The sequence below is a fragment of the Streptomyces mexicanus genome, from assembly GCF_902506575.1.
Classification (GTDB): domain Bacteria; phylum Actinomycetota; class Actinomycetes; order Streptomycetales; family Streptomycetaceae; genus Streptomyces; species Streptomyces mexicanus.
This window is the reverse complement of record NZ_LR732545.1, coordinates 1-20,731: the sequence shown is the minus strand read 5'-3', so window position 1 is coordinate 20,731 and position 20,731 is coordinate 1. Positions and strand designations below refer to the sequence as shown.

Below are 20,731 nucleotides of genomic sequence, written 5' to 3'. Positions count from 1 at the left end.
CCCCCCTTCCCCGGTCGTCCATGGGACGCGTTGCGTCCGGGCCGCACGGCTCACCCGGAGGATCGCCGGCCGGCGGCCCCTCGTTGGAACGTGGCGTACAGCAGCCACAGCGACGGCACGAGCACCACCGCGCCCACGCCCAGCGCGACGAGGACCGCCGACAGCACCGAGGAATTCGCTGCGGCCTGGGTCACCGTGGTACTGCGGACCAGCAGAGCCGGGTACTGGGCTGCGCCCCAAGCCCACAGGATCGCCGCGACCGCCAGGGCCGCGGCGGCTCGGGCGGTCACGAAGCGGTGCCGGGTGAGCAGGCCGAGGCCGGTCAGGCCGGCCACCCCGCTGATGATCACCAGTGGCAGGGCGCGGTGGGTCAGTCCATGGAACAGTTCAGGGGCGTCCGCGTGCAGCACCGCGATGCCCGCGAGGGCCACGATGCCGGCCACCAGGCCGCTCGCCACCGCGTAGCGGGTGAAAGCGGCCGCCAGCTCGGGGTGTGACTCGCGGTCGGCGTCGGCGCACAGGTACACCGCCGCCAGGTGCGCACAGGTCACCACGGCCAGCACGCCGCCCAGCAGCGAGGTCGGGTTGAGCCAACTGGTCACCACGTCGCCTTCGGCCAGCCCCGGTGGTACACGGCCGGAGGCGACGCCACCCGCCACGGTGCCCAGGAAGAACGGCGTGAGCAGCGACGACAGCGCGAAGCAGGCGCCGAAGAGCCGCTGCTGCCACAGTTCGGTACTCGCCTTGCGGAAGGCGAAGGCGGCGCCCCGGGCGATGATGCCGAGCGCGGCCAGGGTGAGGGGGATGTACAGGGTGGACATCACCGCGGCGAACACCGGGGAGAAGGCCGACCACAGCATGACCACCACGAAGATCAGCCACACGTGGTTGGCTTCCCACACGGGTCCGATGCTGTGTTCGATGAGGGCGCGCCGTGTCCGGCCGCGCTCGGCACCGCCGGCCGCCAGGTCCCAGACCCCGGCGCCGAAGTCGGCTCCTCCGAACAGGGCGTAGCAGGTCAGGCCCACCCACATGACGGCGAGCGCCGCGTCAGCGAGCACGGTCACCTCCGAGCACGGGCACCTCCAAGGTCGTACGACGGCGTTCGACGGGGCGTGGGGGCGTCACACGACGGGATAGCCGGCGACGTCCTCCTCCTGTGGCGCTCGCGGCACCGGGGTGCCCCGGGCAAGGCGTCGCAGAACGTACACGGTCGCGACCGTCATGGCGGTGTACACGACCAGCACCAGCCACAGTCCGGTCATCAGGCCCGGAGCGGGATCGACGGCGTCGCGCACGCTCATCACGCCCCAGACGATCCAGGGTTGCCGGCCCAGTTCGGTGACGGTCCAGCCGCTCTCCAGGGCCACCACCGCGGCGGGGCCGGCCACCGCGGCCGCCACCAGGAAGAGGCGCGGGGTGGACAGCTCGGCGCCGGTGCGGTGGTGGCGCCACCACGCCCACAGCAGCCACACACCCAGAGCGAGCAGGAAGAAGCCGACGGCGACCATGAGGTCGAACGCCCAGTGCACACCCGTGACCGGCGGTCGCTGCGCGACCGGCACCCGGTCCAGGCCCTTGACGACCGTGTCCGGACGGTAACCGGCCAGCAGCGACAGCCCGGTGGGGGTCTCCCAGCCGTACGTGAGCCCGTTGTCGCCCGCGACGCCGCCGATCGTCAGCGGCACGTGGGAGCCGGTGCGGTAGACGCCCTCGATGGCCGCGAGCTTGGCCGGCTGGTAGTGGGCCAGGAATCGTGCGGCCCAGTCGCCCACGACGATCTGGAACGGGGCCACGATCGCACCGAACGTGAACGGGATGAAGAACCCCACCCGGTGGTAGGTGTCGCGGCGCCCGCGCAGCATGGCCACGGCGTACACGGAGGCGGTCAGGAACGACGCGACCATGAAGGCGGCCAGGATCATGTGCACCGTCTGCGGCGGGGCGGCCGGATTCAGCATCGCCGCCCAGGGATCGACGTCGACGACCTTGCCGTCGCGCAGGGTGAAGCCGCGCGGCTGGTTCATCCAGGCGTTCGCGCACACGACGAAGAACGCCGACGCGGTGCCCGCGATCACGATGGGCAGACCGGTGAGCAGATGGCGGCGGGGTGGCAGCCGGTCCCACGCATAGAGGTAGATGCCCAGGAAGATCGCCTCCAGGAAGAAGGCGATGCCCTCCAGGGCGAAGGGCAGCCCGATCACCTGGCCGAACCGCCCCATCAGGCCCGGCCACAGCAGCCCCATCTCGAAGCTGAGGATCGTGCCGGACACGGCGCCCACCGCGAACAGCACACCCATGGCGCGCGCCCACCGCCGGGCCAGCAGACGGACCGCCGGCCGGCCGGTGCGGATGCCGTACCACTCGGCGAGCAGGGTCAGCGCCGGCAGCCCCACCCCCAGACAAGCCACGATGATGTGCCAGGCCAGAGAGAAACCCATCTGCGCCCGCGCCGCCGACAGATTGCCCTCCGACACCCGGCCGGCCGCATATCCGGCAAGCGCCCACGGGCCGGTGAGCAAAATGTGCTTCATGACACCTGTCGGTACCCGGATCGGGCGGGGTGAACCGGTGTCCTCCGCAAGAGCAACCCGAAGGCATCACAGCGGGCGGGCCGCACCGCTGTGCGGCGCCAGGTGAGTTCCCCGGACAGCGCTCCCGCCAGACGGCTGCACCGGTCGGTCGGCGCGTGGGCCTGCCCGGCCCATGCGTGAGGTGCCCGCCGATCATGTTCGTCGGAGGTGGAGGTGGTGCGGTGCGGCGGTGAGTCGGAGAGGGTCGCGGCCCGCGCGGGGTGCAGGGCGGCGACGGCCGGCACGGTGCCGTCGCCGGGCCGCCCCCGGCTTCACTCCTTCAGGAATGGATCACGGTCTCCTGTGGTTGTCAGGCGTGATCACGTCGGGTGGCGATCACGGCACTCGGCGCCACTGGCGATCTGAGGGAGTGTCATCATCGTGTCCGTTGCACAGCCCGCCGTCGAACGTGTCCGTGTGTCCGCGGAGCCCGACTGGTACGAGTCGGCCGGCATCTCGCTCGGCATCCGGGTCGGGAACCTGGTCTTCACCTCGGGACAGGCCCCGATCGACGCCCAGGGGGCCACGGTCGGTGTCGGGGACTTCGAGGCCCAGGCGCGTCAGGCACTCGCGAATCTCTCCACGGTGCTGACGAACGCGGGCTCCAGCCTCGCCGACACCGTCAAGGCGACGGTGTTCGTCACCGACATCACGCAGCAGGACGTGTTCGCCAGGTTGCGTGCGGAACACTTCCCGGCCCGGCCGCACCTCGCGGAGTCGTTCGTCGAGGTCTCCTCGCTCGCCGACCCCGAGTGGATGATCGAGATCGAAGCGATCGGTCTCATTCGCTGAGGCACGAAGGACGCCCTGCCCTCGGCAGCCGCCGCCGGTACGTGTCCGGTCATCGGGCGCCGGCGGTCAGCCGTCAGAGGCTGAACGACACTCCGGTGAGTTTCTCGGAGGCGTCCCAGAGCCGCCGGGCGACGTCCTCGTTCTGCGCGGTCCTGGACCGGCCGATCGGTTCGGCGCCGCCGCGCATGTGCATCCAGTGCCGCGGCCCGATGAAGCTGTCACCGGGGACGCTCCCGGTGGCAGCGTGCAGCACGGGCAGGGCGCCCTCCTCCGGGCCCTGAGCGAACAGGCGGAGCATCAGCTTCGTGCCCCGGGACGCCCCGTCGTAGATGTTCGTCGCGACGAAGCCGGGGTGCGCGGTGACCGCCAGTACCTTCGACCCGGCGGCGTTCAGTCGGCGTTGCAGCTCCGTCGAGAACAGGATGTTCGCCAGCTTCGACGTCGCATAGGCCCTGGACGGCCGGTAGCGGGTGCGTTCCCAGTTGAGGTCGTCGAAGTCGATCCGCCCCATGCGCTCCGCCTGTGAGGACACGGAGACGACTCGTCCGGTGACGTGGGGCAGGAGCAGGTTCGTCAGGGCGAACGGACCGAGATGATTGGTCCCGAAGTGCAGCTCGAATCCGTCCGCGGTCCGTTCCAGCTCGGGTGCCGAGGTGCCCGCGTTGTTGATGAGCAGGTGGATCGGCTCCGTCCAAGCGGCGGCGAAACGGCGGACCGACGCGAGATCGGCCAGATCCAGGTGTCGCACCTCGGTCAGGCCGGGGACCGTCGCGGCAGCGCTCGCACCCTTCGCCGTGTCGCGCACCGCCAGGACGACACGCGCGCCGTACCCGCCGAGGGCTTGGGCGGTGGCGAGGCCGACACCGCTGTTCGCACCGGTCACGATGACTGTCTTGCCTGTGAGGACTGGGGTCATGACAGCGAGACTAGACGCTGCCTACTTTCTAGGCAATGCCTAGTTCACGGTAGGCTGAGGGGGTGACTTCGAGGCCCTTCCATCACGGCAACCTGCGAGCCGTCCTGCTCGACCAAGCCGAGCAGACCTTGCGCGAGCGCGGCATCGACGCGCTGTCGCTGCGTGAGCTGGCACGGAAGGCCGGCGTCAGCCATGGCGCACCCCGCAGTCACTTCGTCGACCGGCAGTCCCTCCTGGACGCGCTCGCCGAGCGGGGCTTCAACCGCCTCGCCGGCGAAGTGGAAGCGGTGATGGCGTCCGACGCCGCGAACTACAGGCAACGGCTCCGTGCTGCCGCGGCCGCCTACGTGCACTTCGCCGTCACGGACGCCGCGCTGCTGGACCTCATGTTCACCGCGAAGAACGGCAACCCCCCCGAGGGCCTGCGCGCGGCCTCGGGACGGCTCTTCGCAGCCGTCGGTGACCTGATCGACCAGAGCATCGCGGCCGGAGAACTCGAACCCCAGGACCCGCACCGACTGCAGTTGCTCTTCGCCGCCGTGATGCAGGGCATCGCGTCCCTCGTCACCTCCGGTCGCATCTCCGCGCAGGACGGCGACTTGCTCATCGACGACGCGATCTCCCTCCTGGTCCGCACGTAGGGTCCGGGTGGGGCGTCGGGATCGATCGGCCGCTTCGGCGACGAGCGTGACGGCCGCGGCTCGTCGATGCGCCGATCGGCTGCCGGCGACCGGCTCTCGCCCCCTTGGTTCGACGCGTGTCAACATAGACGCATGTCGCATACGAAGGGGCTGCCGCTGCTCGAAGCCGACGGACGGGGCGCGGCGCCGTGCTGCCCGCCCCTGACCGAGCGACCGATGACCGCGGAGGAGGCCGGGACGGCCGCGCGGATGTTCAAGGCGCTCGGCGATCCGGTCCGCCTCCGCCTCTTCTCGGCCGTGGCCTCCCACGAGGGCGGCGAGGCATGCGTGTGCGACATCTCCGACGTCGGCGTCTCCCAGCCGACCGTCTCCCACCACCTGAAGAAGCTGAAGGAAGCGGGCCTGCTCACCTCCGAGCGGCGCGGCACCTGGGTGTACTACCGGGTCCAGCCGTCCGTACTGGCGGCGATGGGCAAGCCGCTGGCCCTGCCCACCGCGGCCTGACCTTCCGGCGCGGGCGGCCGGCACTTCACCGCACCTGCGGACGCCGACGCGGATGCCCCCTGACGCCACGCCGGCCGGATCGGTCGGTCGGCCAAAGTCCGTCCGTCAGCCGGTCAGCCGGGGGGCGGCTGCCGCGCCGTCGGTATCTGGTGCTCATGGCATGGCTTCGCCGGGCCTCACCCTCCTTCGGCCGCGGAGTGTGTCCCGGGCGTCTGCTCGATCTCTCCCGAACCCATCTTGCGTGCCTCGTCGAGGTAGGCGAGGACGAGTGGCCGCCTGTCGTCGTGGCGGGCGGCCACGGCCAGCTGGGCCGGGGAGATGCCGCGGACCGGCAGGGCGATCACGCCGTCGCGGACGATCAACGGTGCGTTACCGCTGGCCAGCAGGGCCACTCCCTGGCCGTTGGCCACGGCCTCGTGGGTTTCCTCGGCGCTGGTGATCACGCCGCCGATGCGCGGCGGGCGTCCGGCCCGCGCGTCCGTGGCCAGCCAGTACTCCCGCAGGGGGCCTGCCTCCGCGGGGAGGGCGAGGAAGGGTTCCTCCAGCAGGTCGGTGAAGTCGACTTTCCCCTCGGGATCGGACGCGGCCCGCTCGGCCAAGGGGTGTCCGACCGGCAGCGCGACCAGGCGCGGCTCGCGCGCCACCACCACGTACCGGTAGCGATCGCCATCGGGGAGCGGCAGCCAGACGAGGGCGACGTCGCTGGCTCCGTCCGCCAGCCCCGCGCTGGGATCACCCCAGTTGACCTGCCGCAGCACGGGCCGCGCGTCCGGGTGCCGGGAGGTGAGGCGGGTGCGCAGGGCGGGGAGCAGCCCGCGGCCCGGGCTGGTGGACATGCCGATCCGCAGGACGCACCGCTCGGCCGCTGTGGCCGCCCGCACGGCGGCGTGGGCCCGGTCCCAGGCGGCCAGCACCTCGCGGGCGTGCGGGAGCAGGGCTTCGCCCGCCCGGGTCAGCCGCACCGTTCGCCGGTCCCGCTCGAACAGGTCCGCGTCCAGCTGCTTCTCCAGCATACGTATCTGTTTGCTCAGCCCCGGCTGGGAGACGAACAGGTGCTCAGCGGCCCGCGTGAAACTCAACTCGTCGGCGACCGCCACGAAGTAGCGCAGGTCGCGCCCGTGGACATCCATAACTCATGGCTATCACAGAAGATCTTGGACGGTGACGGGAAACCCGGCGAAGGATGGGACCTGCCGACGGAGCGGCTCCGGGCGGCAGTTGACGAGGAGACACAGAGATGAGCGAGCAGGGCAAGGTGTGGCTGGTCACCGGCGCGAGCAGCGGGTTCGGGCGGGCCATCGCGGAGGCGGCCGTCGCCGCCGGCGACACGGTGATCGGTACGGCCCGGCGGACGGAGGCGCTGGAGGACCTGGTGGCCGCGCACCCGGACCGGGTGGAGGCGATCCGCCTCGATGTCACCGACGGCGAGCGGATCGACGCGGTGGCGGCCGATGTCCTGTCCCGTTACGGTCGCGTCGACGTGCTCGTGAACAACGCGGGCCGCACTCAGGTGGGGGCGTTCGAGGAGACCACCGACCAGGAGCTGCGCGACCTGTTCGAACTGCACGTGTTCGGTCCGGCCCGGCTGACCCGGGCGCTGCTGCCCCAGATGCGGGAGCGGGGCAGCGGGGCCGTCGTGAACATCAGCAGCTTCGGCGGGCAGCTGTCCTTCGCCGGGTTCTCCGCCTACAGCGCGACCAAGGCGGCGCTGGAACAGCTGTCGGAGGGCCTGGCCGACGAGGTGGCACCGTTCGGCATCAAGGTGCTGATCGTGGAACCCGGCGCGTTCCGCACCAACCTGTTCGGCAAGAACGCCGCCTATTTCTCCGAGGAGAGGCCGGTGTACGCGGAGAAGGTCGGCGCCACCCGGAAGATGGTGCAGGGCGGCGACGGCAGCCAGCCCGGTGACCCGGCCAAGGCCGCGGCCGCGATCCGGCTGGCCCTGGACGCCGAGAGGACACCGCTCCGGCTGGCCCTGGGCGGCGACGCCGTCGACTTCCTGACCGCGCACCTGGACTCCGTGCGCGCCGAACTCACCGAGTGGGAGAAGGTCTCCCGGGCGACGGACTTCGACACGCAGTGACCGCCGTGCCGGTGCCCGGACAGCGGTGGCGGAAAGGCACACCTGCCTCCCCGCCACCGCCCGCCGGGACACCCAAGGCACCGGCTCGCTCGGCCCTCCCCGGGCGCCCTGGAGACCCTGGCCTTCCCCCGGCACCCACAGATCACGCCTCCGGGGCCCAGGCATGCCCGGGCCTCACCTGTGCCCCCACTGCCGTCAGGGTGCGCTCAGTCAGCGGTGCGGGATCCGGCGTGGGATCCGTGGGACGGTCCGCCGCGTGACGGGGAGGCGGACGCCGTCGCCGTCACGTCGCGCAGCACCGCCGCGAGTGCGTCGGGCGCCTCCAGGGGCAGCAGGTGGCCGGCGCCCGGGACCGTGGTGAGCCGGGCCTGCGGAAGGTGCGGCAGCAGGGGGTCCCGGAGCACCTGGGGCGGCTCCACCGCGTCCCTCTCCCCGGCCACGACCGTCACCGGGACGGTGATCCTCCGCGCGGCGTCCGTGATGTCCTCCGCGATGCCTCGCAGCGGCCACTCCTGCCGGGCCTTGGGACCGGCGGCCAGGCTGTCGCGCACGACGGCGGCACGCAGGGGCTCGGGCAGTGGTCCGGCGGTCAGGACGTGGTCGAGCGCCTCCTCGACGGACCGCGGCGAGTCGTAGGCGTGCGAGAGCCCCTCCCGGTACCGGGGAGTCACGGCCGCGGGCGGTTCGGGCGGCGCGGGCGCCACCAGGACCAGGCCCACCAGCCCGGCAGGGCGGCGCGCCGCGACGAGCTGGCCGACCTTGCCGCCCATCGAATGGCCGACCAGCACGTACGGCCCGAGGTCCGAAGCCTCGACCACGCGCGTGAGGTCGTCGGCGAGCCGGTCCAGGCCGTAGGGGCCGGGCAGTGCCCGTGACGTGCCCCAGCCACGCTGGTCGAAGCGGACCGTGGCCTGCTCGGCCGGCAGACGTCCCACGACCTCGTCCCAGGTGGCGGCGGAGCCGCCCCAGTAGTGGAGGAACACCAGGGCCGGCCCGGTGTGTCCCTTCGCGCGCACCTCGATCGTGCCGCCCGCCACCCGCACCGTTCTTGTGGTTTCCGTCATCCCCGCATCCTCCGTGCCCGTGCGATCACGTCTGCTCTCCTGAGCAGGTGCCGATGTGACGCTACAGTCGAGGGGCACACGCTCCTCGGTGGAAAGAGACACGGCAGTTGTGAAAAACGGACACTCCGCGGTGCGGCAACTCCACTACACACCCGCCCTGGGGGCGGCCTACGGTGTGGAGGTCCTCAGCTTCGCGCGCCTGCGCGAGATGGATCGCACAGGTGCCCGTACCCGGCCGCAGCGACCGGACTTCCATGTGCTCGCGCTGGTCGCCTCCGGACGGGGCGTGCACGAGGCGGACTTCGAGACGTTTCCCCTGCGCGAAGGGAGCGTGGTCTGGATCCGGCCGGGCATGGTGCACCGCTGGAGCGACGTCGACGGCGTCGACGGCCCTTTGCTCCTGTTCCAGCCGGGTTTCCCGCCCGACCTGGGCACGGCGTCCGCGCAGGATCCGTCCGCACCCGCCTCCTGGACGCTGGAACCGCAGGCGCGACCGCTCGCCCTGCTGGCGGCCGACCATCTGCGGCGCGAGCACGAAGCGGCCGTCCAGGCACCCCACCTGGCCTCCCCCGCGCTGCTCTCCCATCTCCTGGCGGCGCTGATCCTGCGCGTGCTTCCCGCCCGGCCCGCCGGCCCCGCGGGCGGCGGGCCGCGTCACCGGGACGTCTTCCACCGCTACCGGGCCGCCGTCGAGGAGCACTTCACCCGGTGGCACCACGTCGCCGACTACACCCCGGTGACCGGCTGCGACCGGCGCACACTGACCCGCGCCACCCGCGCAGCCGCCGGTATCGGCGCCAAGGAATTCCTCGACCAGCGCATCCTGCTGGAGGCCAAGCGGCTCCTCGCCCACACCGACCTGCCCGTCGGCAGGATCGCGCACCGCCTCGGCTTTGCCGACGCCGCCAACTTCACCACGTTCTTCCAGCGCGGCACGGGACGGCCACCGAGCAGGTGGCGCAGCACCGGTACCGTCCCGACCTGACGGCCCTCATCCGGTCCGGGTTCGGGCCTGCTTGCGGTATCCGTCCAGGACGTCCTGGCGGAGCAGGTAGCCGAAGCCGGCGGACTCCAGACGCAGCCCCAGCTGGGCCTCGTCGATGCCGAGACCGGCTGCGGCGTGCCCCAGGTGCCAGTCGTGGGCGGCGAGGGTGCTGAGAAGGTGACCGCGGCGGACCTGGTTCTCCGAGAGGCGGAAGGTCTTGAGGTAGGTGATCCTTCCCCTGTCGTCGGTGATGACCTCACCGATGTGGTTCTCCTGCTTGGGACGGAACCGGGGCAGGAAACGGGAGAGTGTGAAGCGTCCCATCCGGTAGACCGTCCGCCAGGTGTACGCGTGCTCCAGCAGGCCGGTCGGCATGGTCGTGTCGTGGAAACGCGCCCAGGTGTGCTCCTGTGCGGCGGCTGCCGCGCGCAGGTCGGCCAGCGAGCGGATGTGCGCGTCGGGGATACGGGCCGCAAAGTCTGGCACCGGCGGCATCAACGTGGCGTAGTGGTGGATCAGTTCGCCGTACAGGTCCTGCAGCAGTGTGGGGTGGAGTGCCCGGTAGTCGTCGGGATGCGGGACCGCGAAGGCGGCCGCGAGCGCGTCGGCGACGTAGACCAGCACGCCGCATTGGCCGGGGTGGATCTCGAAGATGCGCAAGGCGTCGGCGAGTCCGCGTATCTCGGCGCCCACGTAGGCTTCCTCGACGCGCGGGGAGAGCCCGTGGCGTACGGCACGCTGCGACCACTCCTCCCAGGCGATCGGGGGACCGCCGAAGTGCAGGGCCAGATAGCCTTCCAGCGTCAGGTGCATGGGCAGGAAGCGCAGCCGGTCCTTGGCCTGGCGGCGGGCCACTTTCCGGTGGAAGCGCAGGCCCATCACGGCGGTGGGGGCCGAGTCCGCGTCCGGTGTGAGCTGAGTGCCGTACGCGGCCGCCGGCGTCCCGTCACGCGTCCAGGTGGCGACGAATCCGTGCGGGACGTAGGAGACGTAGGCGGTGCGCGGGCCGGTCTCGACCAGGCCGGCGACGTCGCCGTACAGCTCCGGGTGAAGACGGAGATCGTCGACGGGTTCGTCGCGCACGAGCGGCACCAGGCGCACCGCACCCCACACCTGCGGGGGGCGGGTGGCCAGGCCGGTCAGGTCCAGTGTGGTCATCGCGCCCGCTCCCGGTCGTGGCCGCGCGTCATGCGGGCCGCGCGGGTGTCCATGTAGGTGATCAGTTCGGCCAGGCCGGTCCGTCCTTCCGCGAACTGGGCGAGTTCCACCAGGGCAGGGAGGTCCTCGGCGTCACGGATGCCCGCGGTGGGCACCGTCGCGGACAGGCGGCGCACGTCGAAATCGGCCGCGTCGTAGACGGGGTTGAGGTGCACGACGCTGGTGCGCCGCTGGGGGTCGAGCCGGGTGCGCCAGATCCGCAGCACCTCGGCGGCCAGCCCGGGAGGCGCGTTGTCCCATCCGTCGGAGACGATCACCAGCCTGGACGGTGCGGTCTCCAGCGCGTCGAGGATCCGCCGGCCCAGCGGTGTCGGCCCGTACGGACGGGCCGACAGCGCGTCGGTGCGCCCGGACGTCCACAGCCCGGTGTAGTCGTCGGCGAGGGCCGCGAGGAGGTAGTGGCAGGCCAGGGCGACGGCCAGCGGCCGACGGCGCTTGTGCACCGAACCGAAGGCGGAAAAGCTGTCGTCCAGGACGGCGGTGACCTTGCCCCAGGTCCCCCGATGGGCCCCGGCCACCCGGCCGGCGGCCGCCTCCAGCGCGCGGGTCAGCTCGGCACGCCTGCTCAGACGGTCCTCGACCGGCAGCGAGAGCACATAGGTCGCCAACCGGGTCAGCGGCATGCCGGCCAGGTCCGCCTGTGCCGCCGTGGCCCCGATCGTGTGCGCGGAGTCCTGCAGCCGCAGCGTCTCCAGGCGGGTCATCCGGGGGGCGATGCGCTCCAGGAAGACGTCCCGGGGGATGCCGTGCTTGGCGGCGAAGCCCTCGGCAACCGTGTAGGGCAGCTCGTACACAGCGGCCTGCTCGTAGTGCGCGCGGCGCCAGGCGTCCAGCAGCGGTGTGGCGTAGTGCTTGCGGGTCAGCGGTGCGAAGACGAACGTCCCCAGCTCTTCGCTCGCGGGGGCCAGGTGTGCGTGGCGAAGGGCTCGCTTGAGGCCGTTGCGGTACTTCACGGCGTCGAACGCCAGGTCCGGGCGGGCGGACAGCCACTCGCGCATGATGGCGCGGGTGCGCCGGTTGTTCACCCCCGCCCGGCGCAGGGCGTCGAACAGCCCGTACACGCGCTGCGGCGGCAGCATCGCCAGACGGCACGCGATCAGCCTGCCCTCGGTGCGACGCTGCTCGGCGGTGGCCTCCCCGGCCGTCTCCAGCAGCCGCTGGACGATCAGGGTCGCGTTGTGGTCGTTGATGTCCAGCGCGAGGACCCTCGCGTACAGGTCACGGTAGTTGACCAGCATGTAGGCGTGCAGGAAGTCCAAGGACAGCCGCTGCTCGTCCGCGTCGCTGTGGAATTCACGCTGGCCGGTGGAGGTGATGGCCGCGTTGACGAAGAGCAGCACATCGTCGGCTGCGATGAGGTCCCCGTACGAATCCATCCGACCGCGTTCTTTCCCCGTAAGTGGTGATACCGGCCGGGGAATGGGGGCACGAGCTGCGAATCATTGCTTCAGAGGCAGGTTCCGGAAGTCGCACCGGAGTCCCGCGGCCGGCCACAGGACCCTAACAGAGCAGGCCACGGGCCCTCCACCGACTTCCCTGCCCGGGCGAGCACCCGCTGCGCACCGGGCGGAAGTTGTCACTGATCGCCCTGCCCGCCCGCGGGTCGGGTCGGGTCGGGTCGAGTCGAGTCGAGTCGGGCAGGGCGGTAACCGATTCGACGCGCGCGCTAATCCGTCACGGAGAGGACGATCTTGCCGGTGGTGCGGCCCTGTTCACCGAGGCGGTGCGCCTCGGCGACCGATTCCCAGGGGAGGACGGCGTCGACCAGGACCCGCAGCGCGCCGGACGCCACCAGCCGGGAGATCTCCAGCAGGCCCTGCCGGTCGGGTTCGACCAGCATGAACACCGCTTCGACACCCGCCTCGGCGGCCTCGGCGGCCGGGAAGGCGTCGGTCAGGGGCAGGAGCGAGACGAGGGTGCCGCCCCGGCGCAGGCAGCGCAGGGAACGCGACCAGTTCGCCCCTCCGATCGGGTCCAGGACGACGTCGACGTCGCGGACCGTCCGGGCCACGTCCTGGGTGCGGTAGTCGACCACTTCGTCCGCACCGAGTTCCCGCAGCAGCTCGTGCTTGGACGCGCTCGCCGTGCCGATCACGTACGCGCCGCGGGCCTTGGCGATCTGCACCGCGAGGTGGCCGACCCCGCCCGCGGCCGCGTGGACCAGCACCAGCTGCCCGGGCCGCACGTCGGCGGTGTCCACCAGGGCCTGCCAGGCGGTGAGCCCGGCCAGGGGCAGGCCGGCCGCCCGGATGTGGTCCAGGCCCTGCGGTCGCGGCGCGAAGTGGCGGGCGGGCGCGGCGACATACTCGGCATAGGCGCCCGCCGGGTGCGGGAAGCACGGCATCCCGTAGACCGGGTCACCGGGCCGGAAGACCGTCACACCGTCGCCGACCGCCGCGACCACGCCGGACACGTCCCAGCCGAGGACGAAGGGCAACGGGCCGCCGTCGGGGAAGACGCCGCGTGCCCGCGTCTTCCAGTCGGCCGGGTTGACCCCGGCGGCGTGCACCCGCACCAGGATCTCGCCGCGGCCGGGTTCCGGGCGGGCGGTCTCGACGAGCCGCAGGACCTCCGGGCCACCCGCGGTGTCCTGGGAGACGGCTCTCATGGTCGGGTCGGGCATGGGTTCTCTCCTCCGTGCTGCGAACGCGCTGCGGCGCCCGTTCTGCGGGCGCTCCGTCAGAGTGCCGGGGCGGGGTGGACCCCGGTGGTGGCCGGACGGCCACGTGGTGCAAGGATTCGGCCATGCATCATGTCGGTGTGCTCGCCCTGGACGGCGTCTTCCCCTTCGAACTCGGCATACCGGCCCGTATCTTCGGTGCCGCCGTCGACGAGGCCGGCCGGCCGCTCTACACCGTGACCACCTGCGGCCTGGACGGCACACCGGTGCGCACCGCCGCCGACTTCGACCTCGCGGTCACCCGGGACGCCGGTCTGCTGGCCGAAGTCGACACCGTGGTCATCCCTCCGGCGCAGGCCCTGCGCGAGATCGGCGACCACGGCCACCTGCCCGAGGCCGTGCGGGCCGCACTCGCCCTGATCCGCCCCGGCACCCGCATCGTGGGCATCTGCACCGCAAGCTACGTCCTGGCCGCCGCCGGCTTCCTCGACCGGCGGCCCGCCACCACCCACTGGCGCGAGGCCGACCGGCTGCAGCGGATGTTCACCACCACCCGCATCGACCCGGACGTGTTGTTCGTCGACGACGGCGACGTCCTGACCTCCGCCGGAGTCGCCGCCGGCGTCGATGTGTGCCTGCACCTGGTCCGGCGCGACCACGGCAGCCGGGTCGCCAACGAGGTGGCCCGTTCGTGCATCGTGCCGCCCTGGCGCGACGGCGGCCAGGCCCAGTACATCCGGCGTCCCGTCCCCGAGCCGGCCACGACGGGCACCGCCGCGACCCGGGCCTGGGCCCTGCGGCGCCTCGCCGACCCGCTGACCGTCGCCGACCTCGCCGCCCACGCCCACACCAGCGTGCGCACGTTCTCCCGTCGCTTCCGCGAGGAGACCGGCACCACTCCCCTGCAATGGCTCACCCGCCAGCGCCTCGACCTCGCCCGGCATTTCCTCGAGACCACCGACTGGCCCGTGGACCTGGTCGCCCGCCGCTCCGGTCTCGGCACCGGCGCCTCCCTGCGCCAGCACCTGCGCACTGCGATCGGCGTCAGCCCGCAGGCCTACCGCCGCACCTTCCGCCCGGACACCCCGGTCCGGGCGGACACGACGCCGGCCACCGGTCCGCGGCGGCCCGGGGCCCGGCTCGGGACTCCGGCCTGACGAAGGTTCTTCCCGGGCCGTCGTACCGACGGCCCCCATGTGCCGCTTCCGGGCGGCCGGGAGTCAGGGACGGTCTTCCATGGGACGGTCCGCGGGAAGGACCGCGGGGCTGTCCGTGGGGCTGTCCGTGGGCAGCAGGACGATCAGACGGGCGCCCGGGTGGTTGTCCTCGACGAGGGTGCGGCCGTGGTGGGCGGTGACGACGTCGCGGACGATGGCCAGACCCAGGCCGCTGCCGCCGGTCTCGCGGGAGCGTGCGTCGTCCAGGCGGGTGAAGCGGTCGAAGACGCGCTCGCGGTCGGCCTCCGGGATGCCGGGGCCGTCGTCGGCCACGACCAGGCGGGCGGTGCCGTCCGTGGCGTGCAGACCGACCTCCACCCGGGTCCTGGCGTAGCGCACGGCGTTGTCGAGGAGGTTGCGTACGACCCGGGCGGGGGCGTCCTCGTCACCGTGCACGCGGGCCGCGCCCACGGCGTGCTGGTCGATCACCAGCGGGGTGCGCGGCCGTGCCTGGCGCACCTCGGCGAAGACGATCTCGTCGAGGTCGACCGGGGCGAGCCGCAGCCGGGGCCGGTCGTCGAGGCGGGCGAGCTGGAGCAGGTCGTCGACGAGCCGGGCGAGGCGCTCGGTCTCCTGCAGCAGGGAGCGTGCGAGGGCCTGTTCCTGGGGGGAGCGGGCGTGCCGGGCGGTGACGTCGAGGCGGGCCCGCAGGGTGCTGAGCGGATTGCGCAGTTCGTGTGCGGCGTCCGCGACGAACCGCCGCTGCCGCCGGGTGGCGGTGTCGAGCCGGGCGAGCAGGTCGTTCAGGGTCCGGGCGGGCCGGGCGAGCGCGTCCTTGGGGGGCGGCACGTCCAGGCGGCGGCTCAGGGCGGGGGCGCTGATCTCGGCGGTCTGGGCGCGCATCGCCTCCACGGGGCGCAGCGCGCGCCCGGTGAGCAGCCACGCCACCGCGGTGAGCAGCGCGACGACCACCGGGGTGCCGGTGGACAGGCCGACGGTGAGCCGGTGCAGGCCCTGCTCGACGCCGGCGGTCGGCACGGCCACGTACACGGTCCAGGTGCCGGACGGACCGGCGGGGACGCCGACGGCCCGCCAGCCGCCCTTGGCGTTGCCCACCGGGATGTCGTGCACGGTGTGCGCGCGGGGGGAGGCGGATCGGCTCGCCGGGAAGAAGAAGGCCCGCGGCCGGCCGCGCAGGTTCCCCGAGCCGGCGAGCACCCGGCCGTGGCCGTCGACGATCTGCACGGCGACCTCCCCGTGGTCGGAGACGGGGATCTCCGAGGTCAGCTGGGTGGTGTCGGCGTCCGCCGCCACGACCTCGGCGCGTTGCAGCGCGGTGGTGTCCAGGTCCCGGACGAGGCTGGCGTGCAGCCAGACGACGAGGAGCGCGGCGGCGGCGGCCAGGCCGGCGGCGATGACCACGGCCGCGGCGGCGGTCAGCCGCAGCCGCAGCGAACCGTGGGCCCACCAGGACCGGCCCCGGGCGGACACCGCTCACCCCGCGCCATCGCGCAGCCGGTAGCCGGCGCCCCGCACGGTCTCGATGGTGTGGCGGCCGAACGGCTCGTCGATCTTGCGTCTGAGGTAACCGACGTACACCTCGACGATGTTGGTGTCCCCGTCGAAGTTCTCGTCCCACACGTGGGTGAGGATGTCCGTCTTGGTGAGCACCTCGTCGGTGTGCCGGACCAGGTACTCCAGGAGTGCGAACTCCCGCGTGGTCAGCTCGATGTCCTGTCCGCCGCGGCGGCAGCGGCGGCAGGCCGGGTCCACGGTCAGATCGCCGGCCCGCAGCACGGCGGGCCGCGCGGGCGCGCCGCGGCGCAGCAGTGCCCGGAGCCGTGCGACGAGGACGACGTAGGAGAAGGGCTTGCTGAGGTAGTCGTCGGCGCCCAGGTCCAGGGCGTCCGCCTCGTCGTACTCGCCGTCCTTCGCGGTGAGCATCAGCACCGGCGTCCACACCCTGGCCCGGCGCAACCGCTTGAGGACCTCGTAGCCGGACAGGGCCGGAAGCATGATGTCGAGCACGATCACGTCGTACGACTCGTGCAGGGCCCGCCACAGGCCGTCCGCGCCGTCGTGGGCGACGTCCGCTACGAAGCCCTCCGCGGCGAGCCCGTCGGCGATGGCTTCGGCCAGGCCCCGCTCGTCCTCGATGATCAGCGTCCTCATGGCTGCCTCGACTCCACCATAGCCCCGGTCCGTGACGGCTGTTGGCTGAGAAGGCGCTGAGGAACGGGGCACCTCTCAGGGTCTTCTCAGTGCCCCGGTCGGAGCCTGGAGACCTCAGGAGGGAACCGAACGGCGAGGAGAGGGACGATGAGTGACCTGAGAGAGGAGCGGCGCGACCGCGACGAGGTTTCCGCGCGGCGCGTGCGGCCGCAGGAGCGCCGCGACCCCCGCGACATCCGCGAGCCGAACGACATCCGCGAGCGGCGCGACATCCGCGAGCGGCGCGCGGAGAGGCGGGACGAACGGCGCCCGGAGCGCGACGAGCGACGGTACGACAGGCGTCGGGAGACGGAGACGGAGACCGGGCGTGCGGAGTCGGAAGCCGAGCGCCGGGAGACGGAAGCAGAGCGCCGGGAGCGCCTGGTGCGCACCTCGTACGTCGCCGAGCGGCCCTTCGGGTGAAGGCGGCGCTTGCCGGGACCCGCACGACGAGCATCCACACCACGAGGCCCCGCGCCGACGGGACCAGCCCCGGACGGCACCGGCCACCGCCGGTGCCGTCCTCCGTGCTCCCCCGTCCACTCCGTCACCCGGGCAGGTGGTCCTCACCCGTGAGCCGTGCCCGGTGTGAGGCGGCCCGCACGGCCGATGGGTGACGGGGCGAACGACGCTCCAGTGACGCGGCGACGTACCGGGTCCGGTCCTGCGGCCGGGCGAGGGCGCGGGCGCGGCGCCGTTCCCCCGGGCCCAGGTGGGCCGGCAGCGGCAGCCCGGGCAGCCGGTCGGTACGGACGAGCCGCAGCAGCACCTCGCCCGCCGGGCCGGGCACGGTCGCGGCCTGCCCTCCTGCGCTCGTCCCGCGCCTCATCCCCGCAGCACCGAATCCACCAGGTCGCAGGCCAGGTCCTGGGTGCGTTGCGCGGTCAGGCCGTGGTCGGTGTACCAGTCCGGCGTGGCCTCCGGGTGGGGCCCGGTGACCGCCACGCGGCCCGCGCCGCAGGGGGCCACGAGCGCGGCGGTCGTGCCGTTGTCGTAGCGGGCGAGGATGCGCACGCCGGTCTCGCGGGTGTCGCCGTTCTCGTCGGTGTCAGCGGTGCCGGAGTCGGTGTCGAGGACGAAGACCGGGCCGTCCTGGAAGTACACGGAGCGTGGGGTCCCCCGCCAGGTCACCCGCACCACCGTGGAGTCCTCGTCGTGGACCGTCGCCCCCGGTGTGGCGATGTACTGGTCGGTGTCTCCGGGCAGCAGGCCGAAGCCCGGCGTGGCCCCGGCGAGATAGCCGCCCAGGCAGAATCCCACGTAGTGCCCGCCGCCGTGGACGAAGTCGCGGATCGCCCGCCGCTGCCCGCGCAGGATGCGGTAGGCGGCGTCGAGCGTGCCGCCGCCGGGCTGGGCGTAGAGCACGGCCCGCGACAGCGACTCGGCGGACAGCGGCAGGTCCTCCTCGGGGCCCACGTAGCGGACGTCCAGGTCCCACGGCCCGGAGGCGAGGAGCGCCGCGACCGCCTCGGGACAGCCGGGCAGGGAGGCGGGCCCGCGGTAGACCAGGGCCAGGCGGCGACGGCCGGTGTCGGAGGGGGGCGTCGGAGTCGGAGGTGCCATCGTGTCATCCGTCTCATCGGTGTCATGTGTCGTCGGTGTCATGGGTGAATCCGTGCCGTCGGTGTCGTCCGTCGGTATCGTCCGTCGTGTCATCCGTGGCATCGCTGGTACCTCGTCGTCGCTGTGCCGCGTCGTCGCTGTGCCGCGTCGTCGCTGGTGCCGTGTCCTCGCTGGTGCCGCGTCATGGCTGGTGCCGCGTCATGGCTGGTGCCTCGTCATCGCTGGCCCCTTCCGTCCCGGCGGCGGGCCGCGTCCGTCTCGGCGGGCAGGCCCTGCCATGCGGTGCCCGGGGGCAGGTGCTCGCCCTTCATGACGAGGGACAGGGCGCCGAGGCGGACACCGCCGCCCACCACGGCGTCGTACAGCACCACCGTGCGCGCACCGACGCTCGCCCCGGGGCCGACCGTCACCCGCGACATCTTCATCACCCGGTCCTCGAACAGGTGGGTCTGCAGGGAGACGTACATGCCGACCGCGGCGTCGTCCCCCACCTCGACCAGGTCGAACTCCGTCAGATACGTGGTGCCGAGCCAGACCCGGCGGCCGATGCGGGCGCCGAACAGCCGCAGTACCGGCGGCAGGAACGGCGTCCCCACCAGGGCGCCCACTCCCGCGGGAACGGCGGCGGCCTCGAACAGGCCGGTGACGAACTCGGTACGGCGCACGAACAGGCTCCACAAGGGTGCGACACGCGGCCGGTACCGTCCCGCGACCACCCATTTGGCCAGCGCGCAGCAGCCGACGACGGCGAGCATCGCGCCCAGGCAGAGCACCGGTGCGGCCGGCAGTGTCACCAGCGGACCGGTGCGGCCGGCCAGGCCGGACAGCGCCAGCAGGTATCCGAAACCGGTCGTGGCGAGCAGCGTCATGGGCAGGGTCGCGCGGAAGAACTCGATGCCCAGGCGGGCGAGGACCGCCGCGCGGGTGGGCCGGAACGTCAGCCGTTCGGGGAAGGATCCGCTGTCCTGGCGCACCGGCAGCCGCAGCGCGGGTGAGCCGAGCCAGGTGGTGCCGTCGGGCAGGGGGCCGGGCGGTGGCACGGTGGCGACGCCGACCAGGCTGCCCGGGCCGAGCCGGGTGCCGGAGGGCAGGACGGCCGCGTTGCCGACGAAGGCGCGTTCGCCGCCCTCGGTGGGCGCGCACGCCATGCGGTCGCCCGCGAAGGCCGCGACGCCGACACCCGCCATGTCGGCGACGAATCCCCCGTCGCGCAGCGTGAGCAGGTCCGGATCGAGATGCGCGGCCGTGGACACCTCGGCGCCCCGGCCGACCCGCGCACCCAGCAGCCGCAGCCAGGGGACGGTGTACAAGGTGGCGTACAGCGAGTTGGTCAGCGCCAGGCTGTGCTCCAGCAGCTTGTCCACGACCCACTTGCGCACACCGAGCGCGGAACGCGCCGGGTGGACGCCCGCGGGTGTGCGCGCCAGCACCGCCCGCTTGCCGACGGCGACGAGCAGGCACACCGTGGCGACGAAGACCGGCCCGAACAGCAGGGCCGCGGCCAATGCGTCCCCCGTGCCGCCGTGTGTCCTCGCCCACCAGAAGAAGGCGGCGCCCGGCAGCGCGGCGGCGACGGGCAGCGCTTCCAGCAGGAGCAGGCCGAGCAGGACGGCGGCCAGGTGCCGTGGGCGCCAGCGGTCGGTGCGGTCCGCCGCGGACAGCATCGACTCGACGAGCGGGCCGAGCGCGTCCACCGGCCGGGCGGGGGATCCGAGGCGGCGGGCCCCGGCGGGGATCGTCTCGCCCGGGCCCGCCAGGGACTGCTCCCCGAGCGCGGCGCCGGGCCCCAGCTCGGCGCCGGGCGCGCAGACGGCGTGGGCGCCGACGTACGCCCGCTCACCGATGGTGATCGGGGCGACGGTGACCCAGCCGTCGCCGACCTGCCAGGGGCGGAGCAGGGCCCCGTAGCCGATCGCCGCGTCGGAGCCGATGCGCAGCAGCGTGGGCAGGCCGACGACACTGGTGGCGACGGCGGCGCGGGCACCCACACGCGCTCCGAGGAGCCGCAGGTAGGGGCCCATCAGCGGGGATCCGCTCACCACCCGCAGCGGGCTCAGCCCGAGCAGCAGGTCCAGCGTCCACAGCCGCAGGTACGTCCTCCCCCACAGCGGGTACCGGCCGGGCCGGATGCCGGCGGCCAGCGGCCTGGCGAGCAGGACGGGGGCGAGCCAGCGTACGGCGGTGTAGCCGGCCAGCACCGCGAGCGCCACTCCCGCGGCGTGCCAGCCCGGCAGCCGGCCGTGGCGCGCCGCGCAGGAGGCCGCCAGTGGACCCGTCAGGAGCAGCAGGAGCGCGTACAGGGCGGCTCCCTGGGCCAGCCCGGCCCGGGCGATGCGGGCCCGGCCGTGGCGCAGGGCCGGCACGGGACCGGGCGACCGCGGCGCGGGTCGGGACGGTGCGGGTG

The 20,731-nt window shown here is 73.1% G+C and carries 20 protein-coding genes; 7 read left to right on the top strand and 13 right to left on the bottom strand.

The window, feature by feature from the left end:
• Window positions 1-50: 50 nt before the first annotated feature.
• Both GV126_RS32015 and GV126_RS32010 read right to left on the bottom strand, forming a co-directional pair.
• Window positions 51-1,061, bottom strand: coding sequence for a cytochrome d ubiquinol oxidase subunit II (locus GV126_RS32015; protein ID WP_159674421.1), 1,011 nt, complete (start codon window positions 1,059-1,061; stop codon window positions 51-53).
• Between the two features lie 63 nt (window positions 1,062-1,124).
• Complete coding sequence (locus tag GV126_RS32010; protein WP_159674399.1) at window positions 1,125-2,534, bottom strand: cytochrome ubiquinol oxidase subunit I; 1,410 nt, start codon at window positions 2,532-2,534, stop codon at window positions 1,125-1,127.
• A 420-nt stretch (window positions 2,535-2,954) separates the two neighbouring features.
• Between GV126_RS32010 and GV126_RS32005 the strand changes: the two genes are divergently transcribed.
• A complete protein-coding gene (locus tag GV126_RS32005) occupies window positions 2,955-3,365 on the top strand; it encodes a RidA family protein (RefSeq protein WP_159674397.1) in 411 nt (136 codons plus the stop codon).
• Window positions 3,366-3,438: 73 nt separating this feature from the next.
• On the opposite strand, the gene GV126_RS32000 is transcribed toward GV126_RS32005, so the two are convergent.
• A complete protein-coding gene (locus GV126_RS32000; RefSeq protein ID WP_159674395.1) occupies window positions 3,439-4,281 on the bottom strand; it encodes an oxidoreductase in 843 nt (280 codons plus the stop codon).
• Window positions 4,282-4,343: 62 nt separating this feature from the next.
• Between GV126_RS32000 and GV126_RS31995 the strand changes: the two genes are divergently transcribed.
• Both GV126_RS31995 and GV126_RS31990 read left to right on the top strand, forming a co-directional pair.
• Window positions 4,344-4,922, top strand: coding sequence for a TetR/AcrR family transcriptional regulator (locus GV126_RS31995; RefSeq protein WP_159674393.1), 579 nt, complete (start codon window positions 4,344-4,346; stop codon window positions 4,920-4,922).
• 132 nt (window positions 4,923-5,054) lie between these two features.
• On the top strand, window positions 5,055-5,426 hold the full coding sequence (locus tag GV126_RS31990) for an ArsR/SmtB family transcription factor (protein ID WP_159674391.1): 372 nt from the start codon (window positions 5,055-5,057) through the stop codon (window positions 5,424-5,426).
• 176 nt (window positions 5,427-5,602) lie between these two features.
• Here the strand turns inward: GV126_RS31990 and GV126_RS31985 are convergent, their stop codons facing one another.
• A complete protein-coding gene (locus GV126_RS31985; protein ID WP_159674389.1) occupies window positions 5,603-6,556 on the bottom strand; it encodes a LysR family transcriptional regulator in 954 nt (317 codons plus the stop codon).
• A 107-nt stretch (window positions 6,557-6,663) separates the two neighbouring features.
• Here GV126_RS31985 and GV126_RS31980 point away from each other — a divergent pair, with 107 nt between their 5' ends.
• Window positions 6,664-7,509, top strand: coding sequence for an oxidoreductase (locus GV126_RS31980; RefSeq protein WP_159674387.1), 846 nt, complete (start codon window positions 6,664-6,666; stop codon window positions 7,507-7,509).
• A 206-nt stretch (window positions 7,510-7,715) separates the two neighbouring features.
• Here the strand turns inward: GV126_RS31980 and GV126_RS31975 are convergent, their stop codons facing one another.
• Entirely contained in the window at window positions 7,716-8,573 is an 858-nt protein-coding gene (locus GV126_RS31975; protein ID WP_159674385.1) for an alpha/beta fold hydrolase, read from the bottom strand.
• Window positions 8,574-8,682: 109 nt separating this feature from the next.
• Here GV126_RS31975 and GV126_RS31970 point away from each other — a divergent pair, with 109 nt between their 5' ends.
• Window positions 8,683-9,558 carry a helix-turn-helix transcriptional regulator gene (locus GV126_RS31970; RefSeq protein WP_159674383.1) on the top strand — a complete coding sequence of 292 codons (876 nt, stop codon included), beginning with the start codon at window positions 8,683-8,685 and terminating at the stop codon, window positions 9,556-9,558.
• A gap of 6 nt (window positions 9,559-9,564) precedes the next feature.
• On the opposite strand, the gene GV126_RS31965 is transcribed toward GV126_RS31970, so the two are convergent.
• The 3 genes from GV126_RS31965 to GV126_RS31955 all read right to left on the bottom strand — a co-directional run bounded on the left by GV126_RS31965 (window position 9,565) and on the right by GV126_RS31955 (window position 13,399).
• Window positions 9,565-10,716 (bottom strand): ARPP-2 domain-containing protein, encoded by a 1,152-nt coding sequence (locus tag GV126_RS31965; protein WP_159674381.1) that lies wholly within the window; start codon window positions 10,714-10,716, stop codon window positions 9,565-9,567.
• Window positions 10,713-12,152, bottom strand: coding sequence for a hypothetical protein (locus GV126_RS31960; RefSeq protein WP_159674379.1), 1,440 nt, complete (start codon window positions 12,150-12,152; stop codon window positions 10,713-10,715). Before GV126_RS31960 ends, GV126_RS31965 begins: the two co-directional genes overlap by 4 nt.
• 290 nt (window positions 12,153-12,442) lie before the next feature.
• On the bottom strand, window positions 12,443-13,399 hold the full coding sequence (locus GV126_RS31955; RefSeq protein ID WP_159674377.1) for an NADP-dependent oxidoreductase: 957 nt from the start codon (window positions 13,397-13,399) through the stop codon (window positions 12,443-12,445).
• Window positions 13,400-13,521: 122 nt separating this feature from the next.
• Here GV126_RS31955 and GV126_RS31950 point away from each other — a divergent pair, with 122 nt between their 5' ends.
• Window positions 13,522-14,553: a GlxA family transcriptional regulator gene (locus tag GV126_RS31950; protein WP_159674375.1), complete on the top strand. Its 1,032-nt coding sequence runs from the start codon at window positions 13,522-13,524 to the stop codon at window positions 14,551-14,553.
• Window positions 14,554-14,616: 63 nt separating this feature from the next.
• Here GV126_RS31950 and GV126_RS31945 read toward each other — a convergent pair whose 3' ends face one another.
• Complete coding sequence (locus GV126_RS31945; RefSeq protein ID WP_201299961.1) at window positions 14,617-16,044, bottom strand: sensor histidine kinase; 1,428 nt, start codon at window positions 16,042-16,044, stop codon at window positions 14,617-14,619.
• Window positions 16,045-16,047: 3 nt separating this feature from the next.
• Window positions 16,048-16,725, bottom strand: coding sequence for a winged helix-turn-helix domain-containing protein (locus GV126_RS31940; RefSeq protein ID WP_159674373.1), 678 nt, complete (start codon window positions 16,723-16,725; stop codon window positions 16,048-16,050).
• A 147-nt stretch (window positions 16,726-16,872) separates the two neighbouring features.
• On the opposite strand from GV126_RS31940, the gene GV126_RS31935 reads away from it, so the two are divergent.
• Complete coding sequence (locus GV126_RS31935) at window positions 16,873-17,187, top strand: hypothetical protein (RefSeq protein ID WP_159674371.1); 315 nt, start codon at window positions 16,873-16,875, stop codon at window positions 17,185-17,187.
• 124 nt (window positions 17,188-17,311) lie between these two features.
• On the opposite strand, the gene GV126_RS31930 is transcribed toward GV126_RS31935, so the two are convergent.
• From GV126_RS31930 to GV126_RS31920, 3 genes are all read right to left on the bottom strand, one after another.
• Entirely contained in the window at window positions 17,312-17,554 is a 243-nt protein-coding gene (locus GV126_RS31930; protein ID WP_159674370.1) for a hypothetical protein, read from the bottom strand.
• Window positions 17,555-17,589: 35 nt separating this feature from the next.
• Window positions 17,590-18,327, bottom strand: a complete 738-nt coding sequence (locus GV126_RS31925; RefSeq protein ID WP_159674369.1) for a BPL-N domain-containing protein — start codon at window positions 18,325-18,327, stop codon at window positions 17,590-17,592.
• A gap of 215 nt (window positions 18,328-18,542) precedes the next feature.
• A partial coding sequence (locus GV126_RS31920; RefSeq protein ID WP_328707372.1) for a Pls/PosA family non-ribosomal peptide synthetase occupies window positions 18,543-20,731 on the bottom strand: 2,189 nt, incomplete at its 5' end.

Bases quoted from the DNA above. Each gene is read 5' to 3' on its own strand.
- GV126_RS31990 (WP_159674391.1), top strand. From the start codon at position 5,055: ATGTCGCATACGAAGGGGCTGCCGCTGCTCGAAGCCGACGGACGGGGC.
- GV126_RS31960 (WP_159674379.1), bottom strand. From the start codon at position 12,152: ATGGATTCGTACGGGGACCTCATCGCAGCCGACGATGTGCTGCTCTTC.
- GV126_RS31935 (WP_159674371.1), top strand. From the start codon at position 16,873: ATGAGTGACCTGAGAGAGGAGCGGCGCGACCGCGACGAGGTTTCCGCG.
- GV126_RS31965 (WP_159674381.1), bottom strand. From the start codon at position 10,716: ATGACCACACTGGACCTGACCGGCCTGGCCACCCGCCCCCCGCAGGTG.
- GV126_RS31975 (WP_159674385.1), bottom strand. From the start codon at position 8,573: ATGACGGAAACCACAAGAACGGTGCGGGTGGCGGGCGGCACGATCGAG.
- GV126_RS31955 (WP_159674377.1), bottom strand. From the start codon at position 13,399: ATGCCCGACCCGACCATGAGAGCCGTCTCCCAGGACACCGCGGGTGGC.
- GV126_RS31985 (WP_159674389.1), bottom strand. From the start codon at position 6,556: ATGGATGTCCACGGGCGCGACCTGCGCTACTTCGTGGCGGTCGCCGAC.
- GV126_RS31925 (WP_159674369.1), bottom strand. From the start codon at position 18,327: ATGGCACCTCCGACTCCGACGCCCCCCTCCGACACCGGCCGTCGCCGC.
- GV126_RS31950 (WP_159674375.1), top strand. From the start codon at position 13,522: ATGCATCATGTCGGTGTGCTCGCCCTGGACGGCGTCTTCCCCTTCGAA.
- GV126_RS32010 (WP_159674399.1), bottom strand. From the start codon at position 2,534: ATGAAGCACATTTTGCTCACCGGCCCGTGGGCGCTTGCCGGATATGCG.
- GV126_RS32000 (WP_159674395.1), bottom strand. From the start codon at position 4,281: ATGACCCCAGTCCTCACAGGCAAGACAGTCATCGTGACCGGTGCGAAC.
- GV126_RS31980 (WP_159674387.1), top strand. From the start codon at position 6,664: ATGAGCGAGCAGGGCAAGGTGTGGCTGGTCACCGGCGCGAGCAGCGGG.
- GV126_RS31940 (WP_159674373.1), bottom strand. From the start codon at position 16,725: ATGAGGACGCTGATCATCGAGGACGAGCGGGGCCTGGCCGAAGCCATC.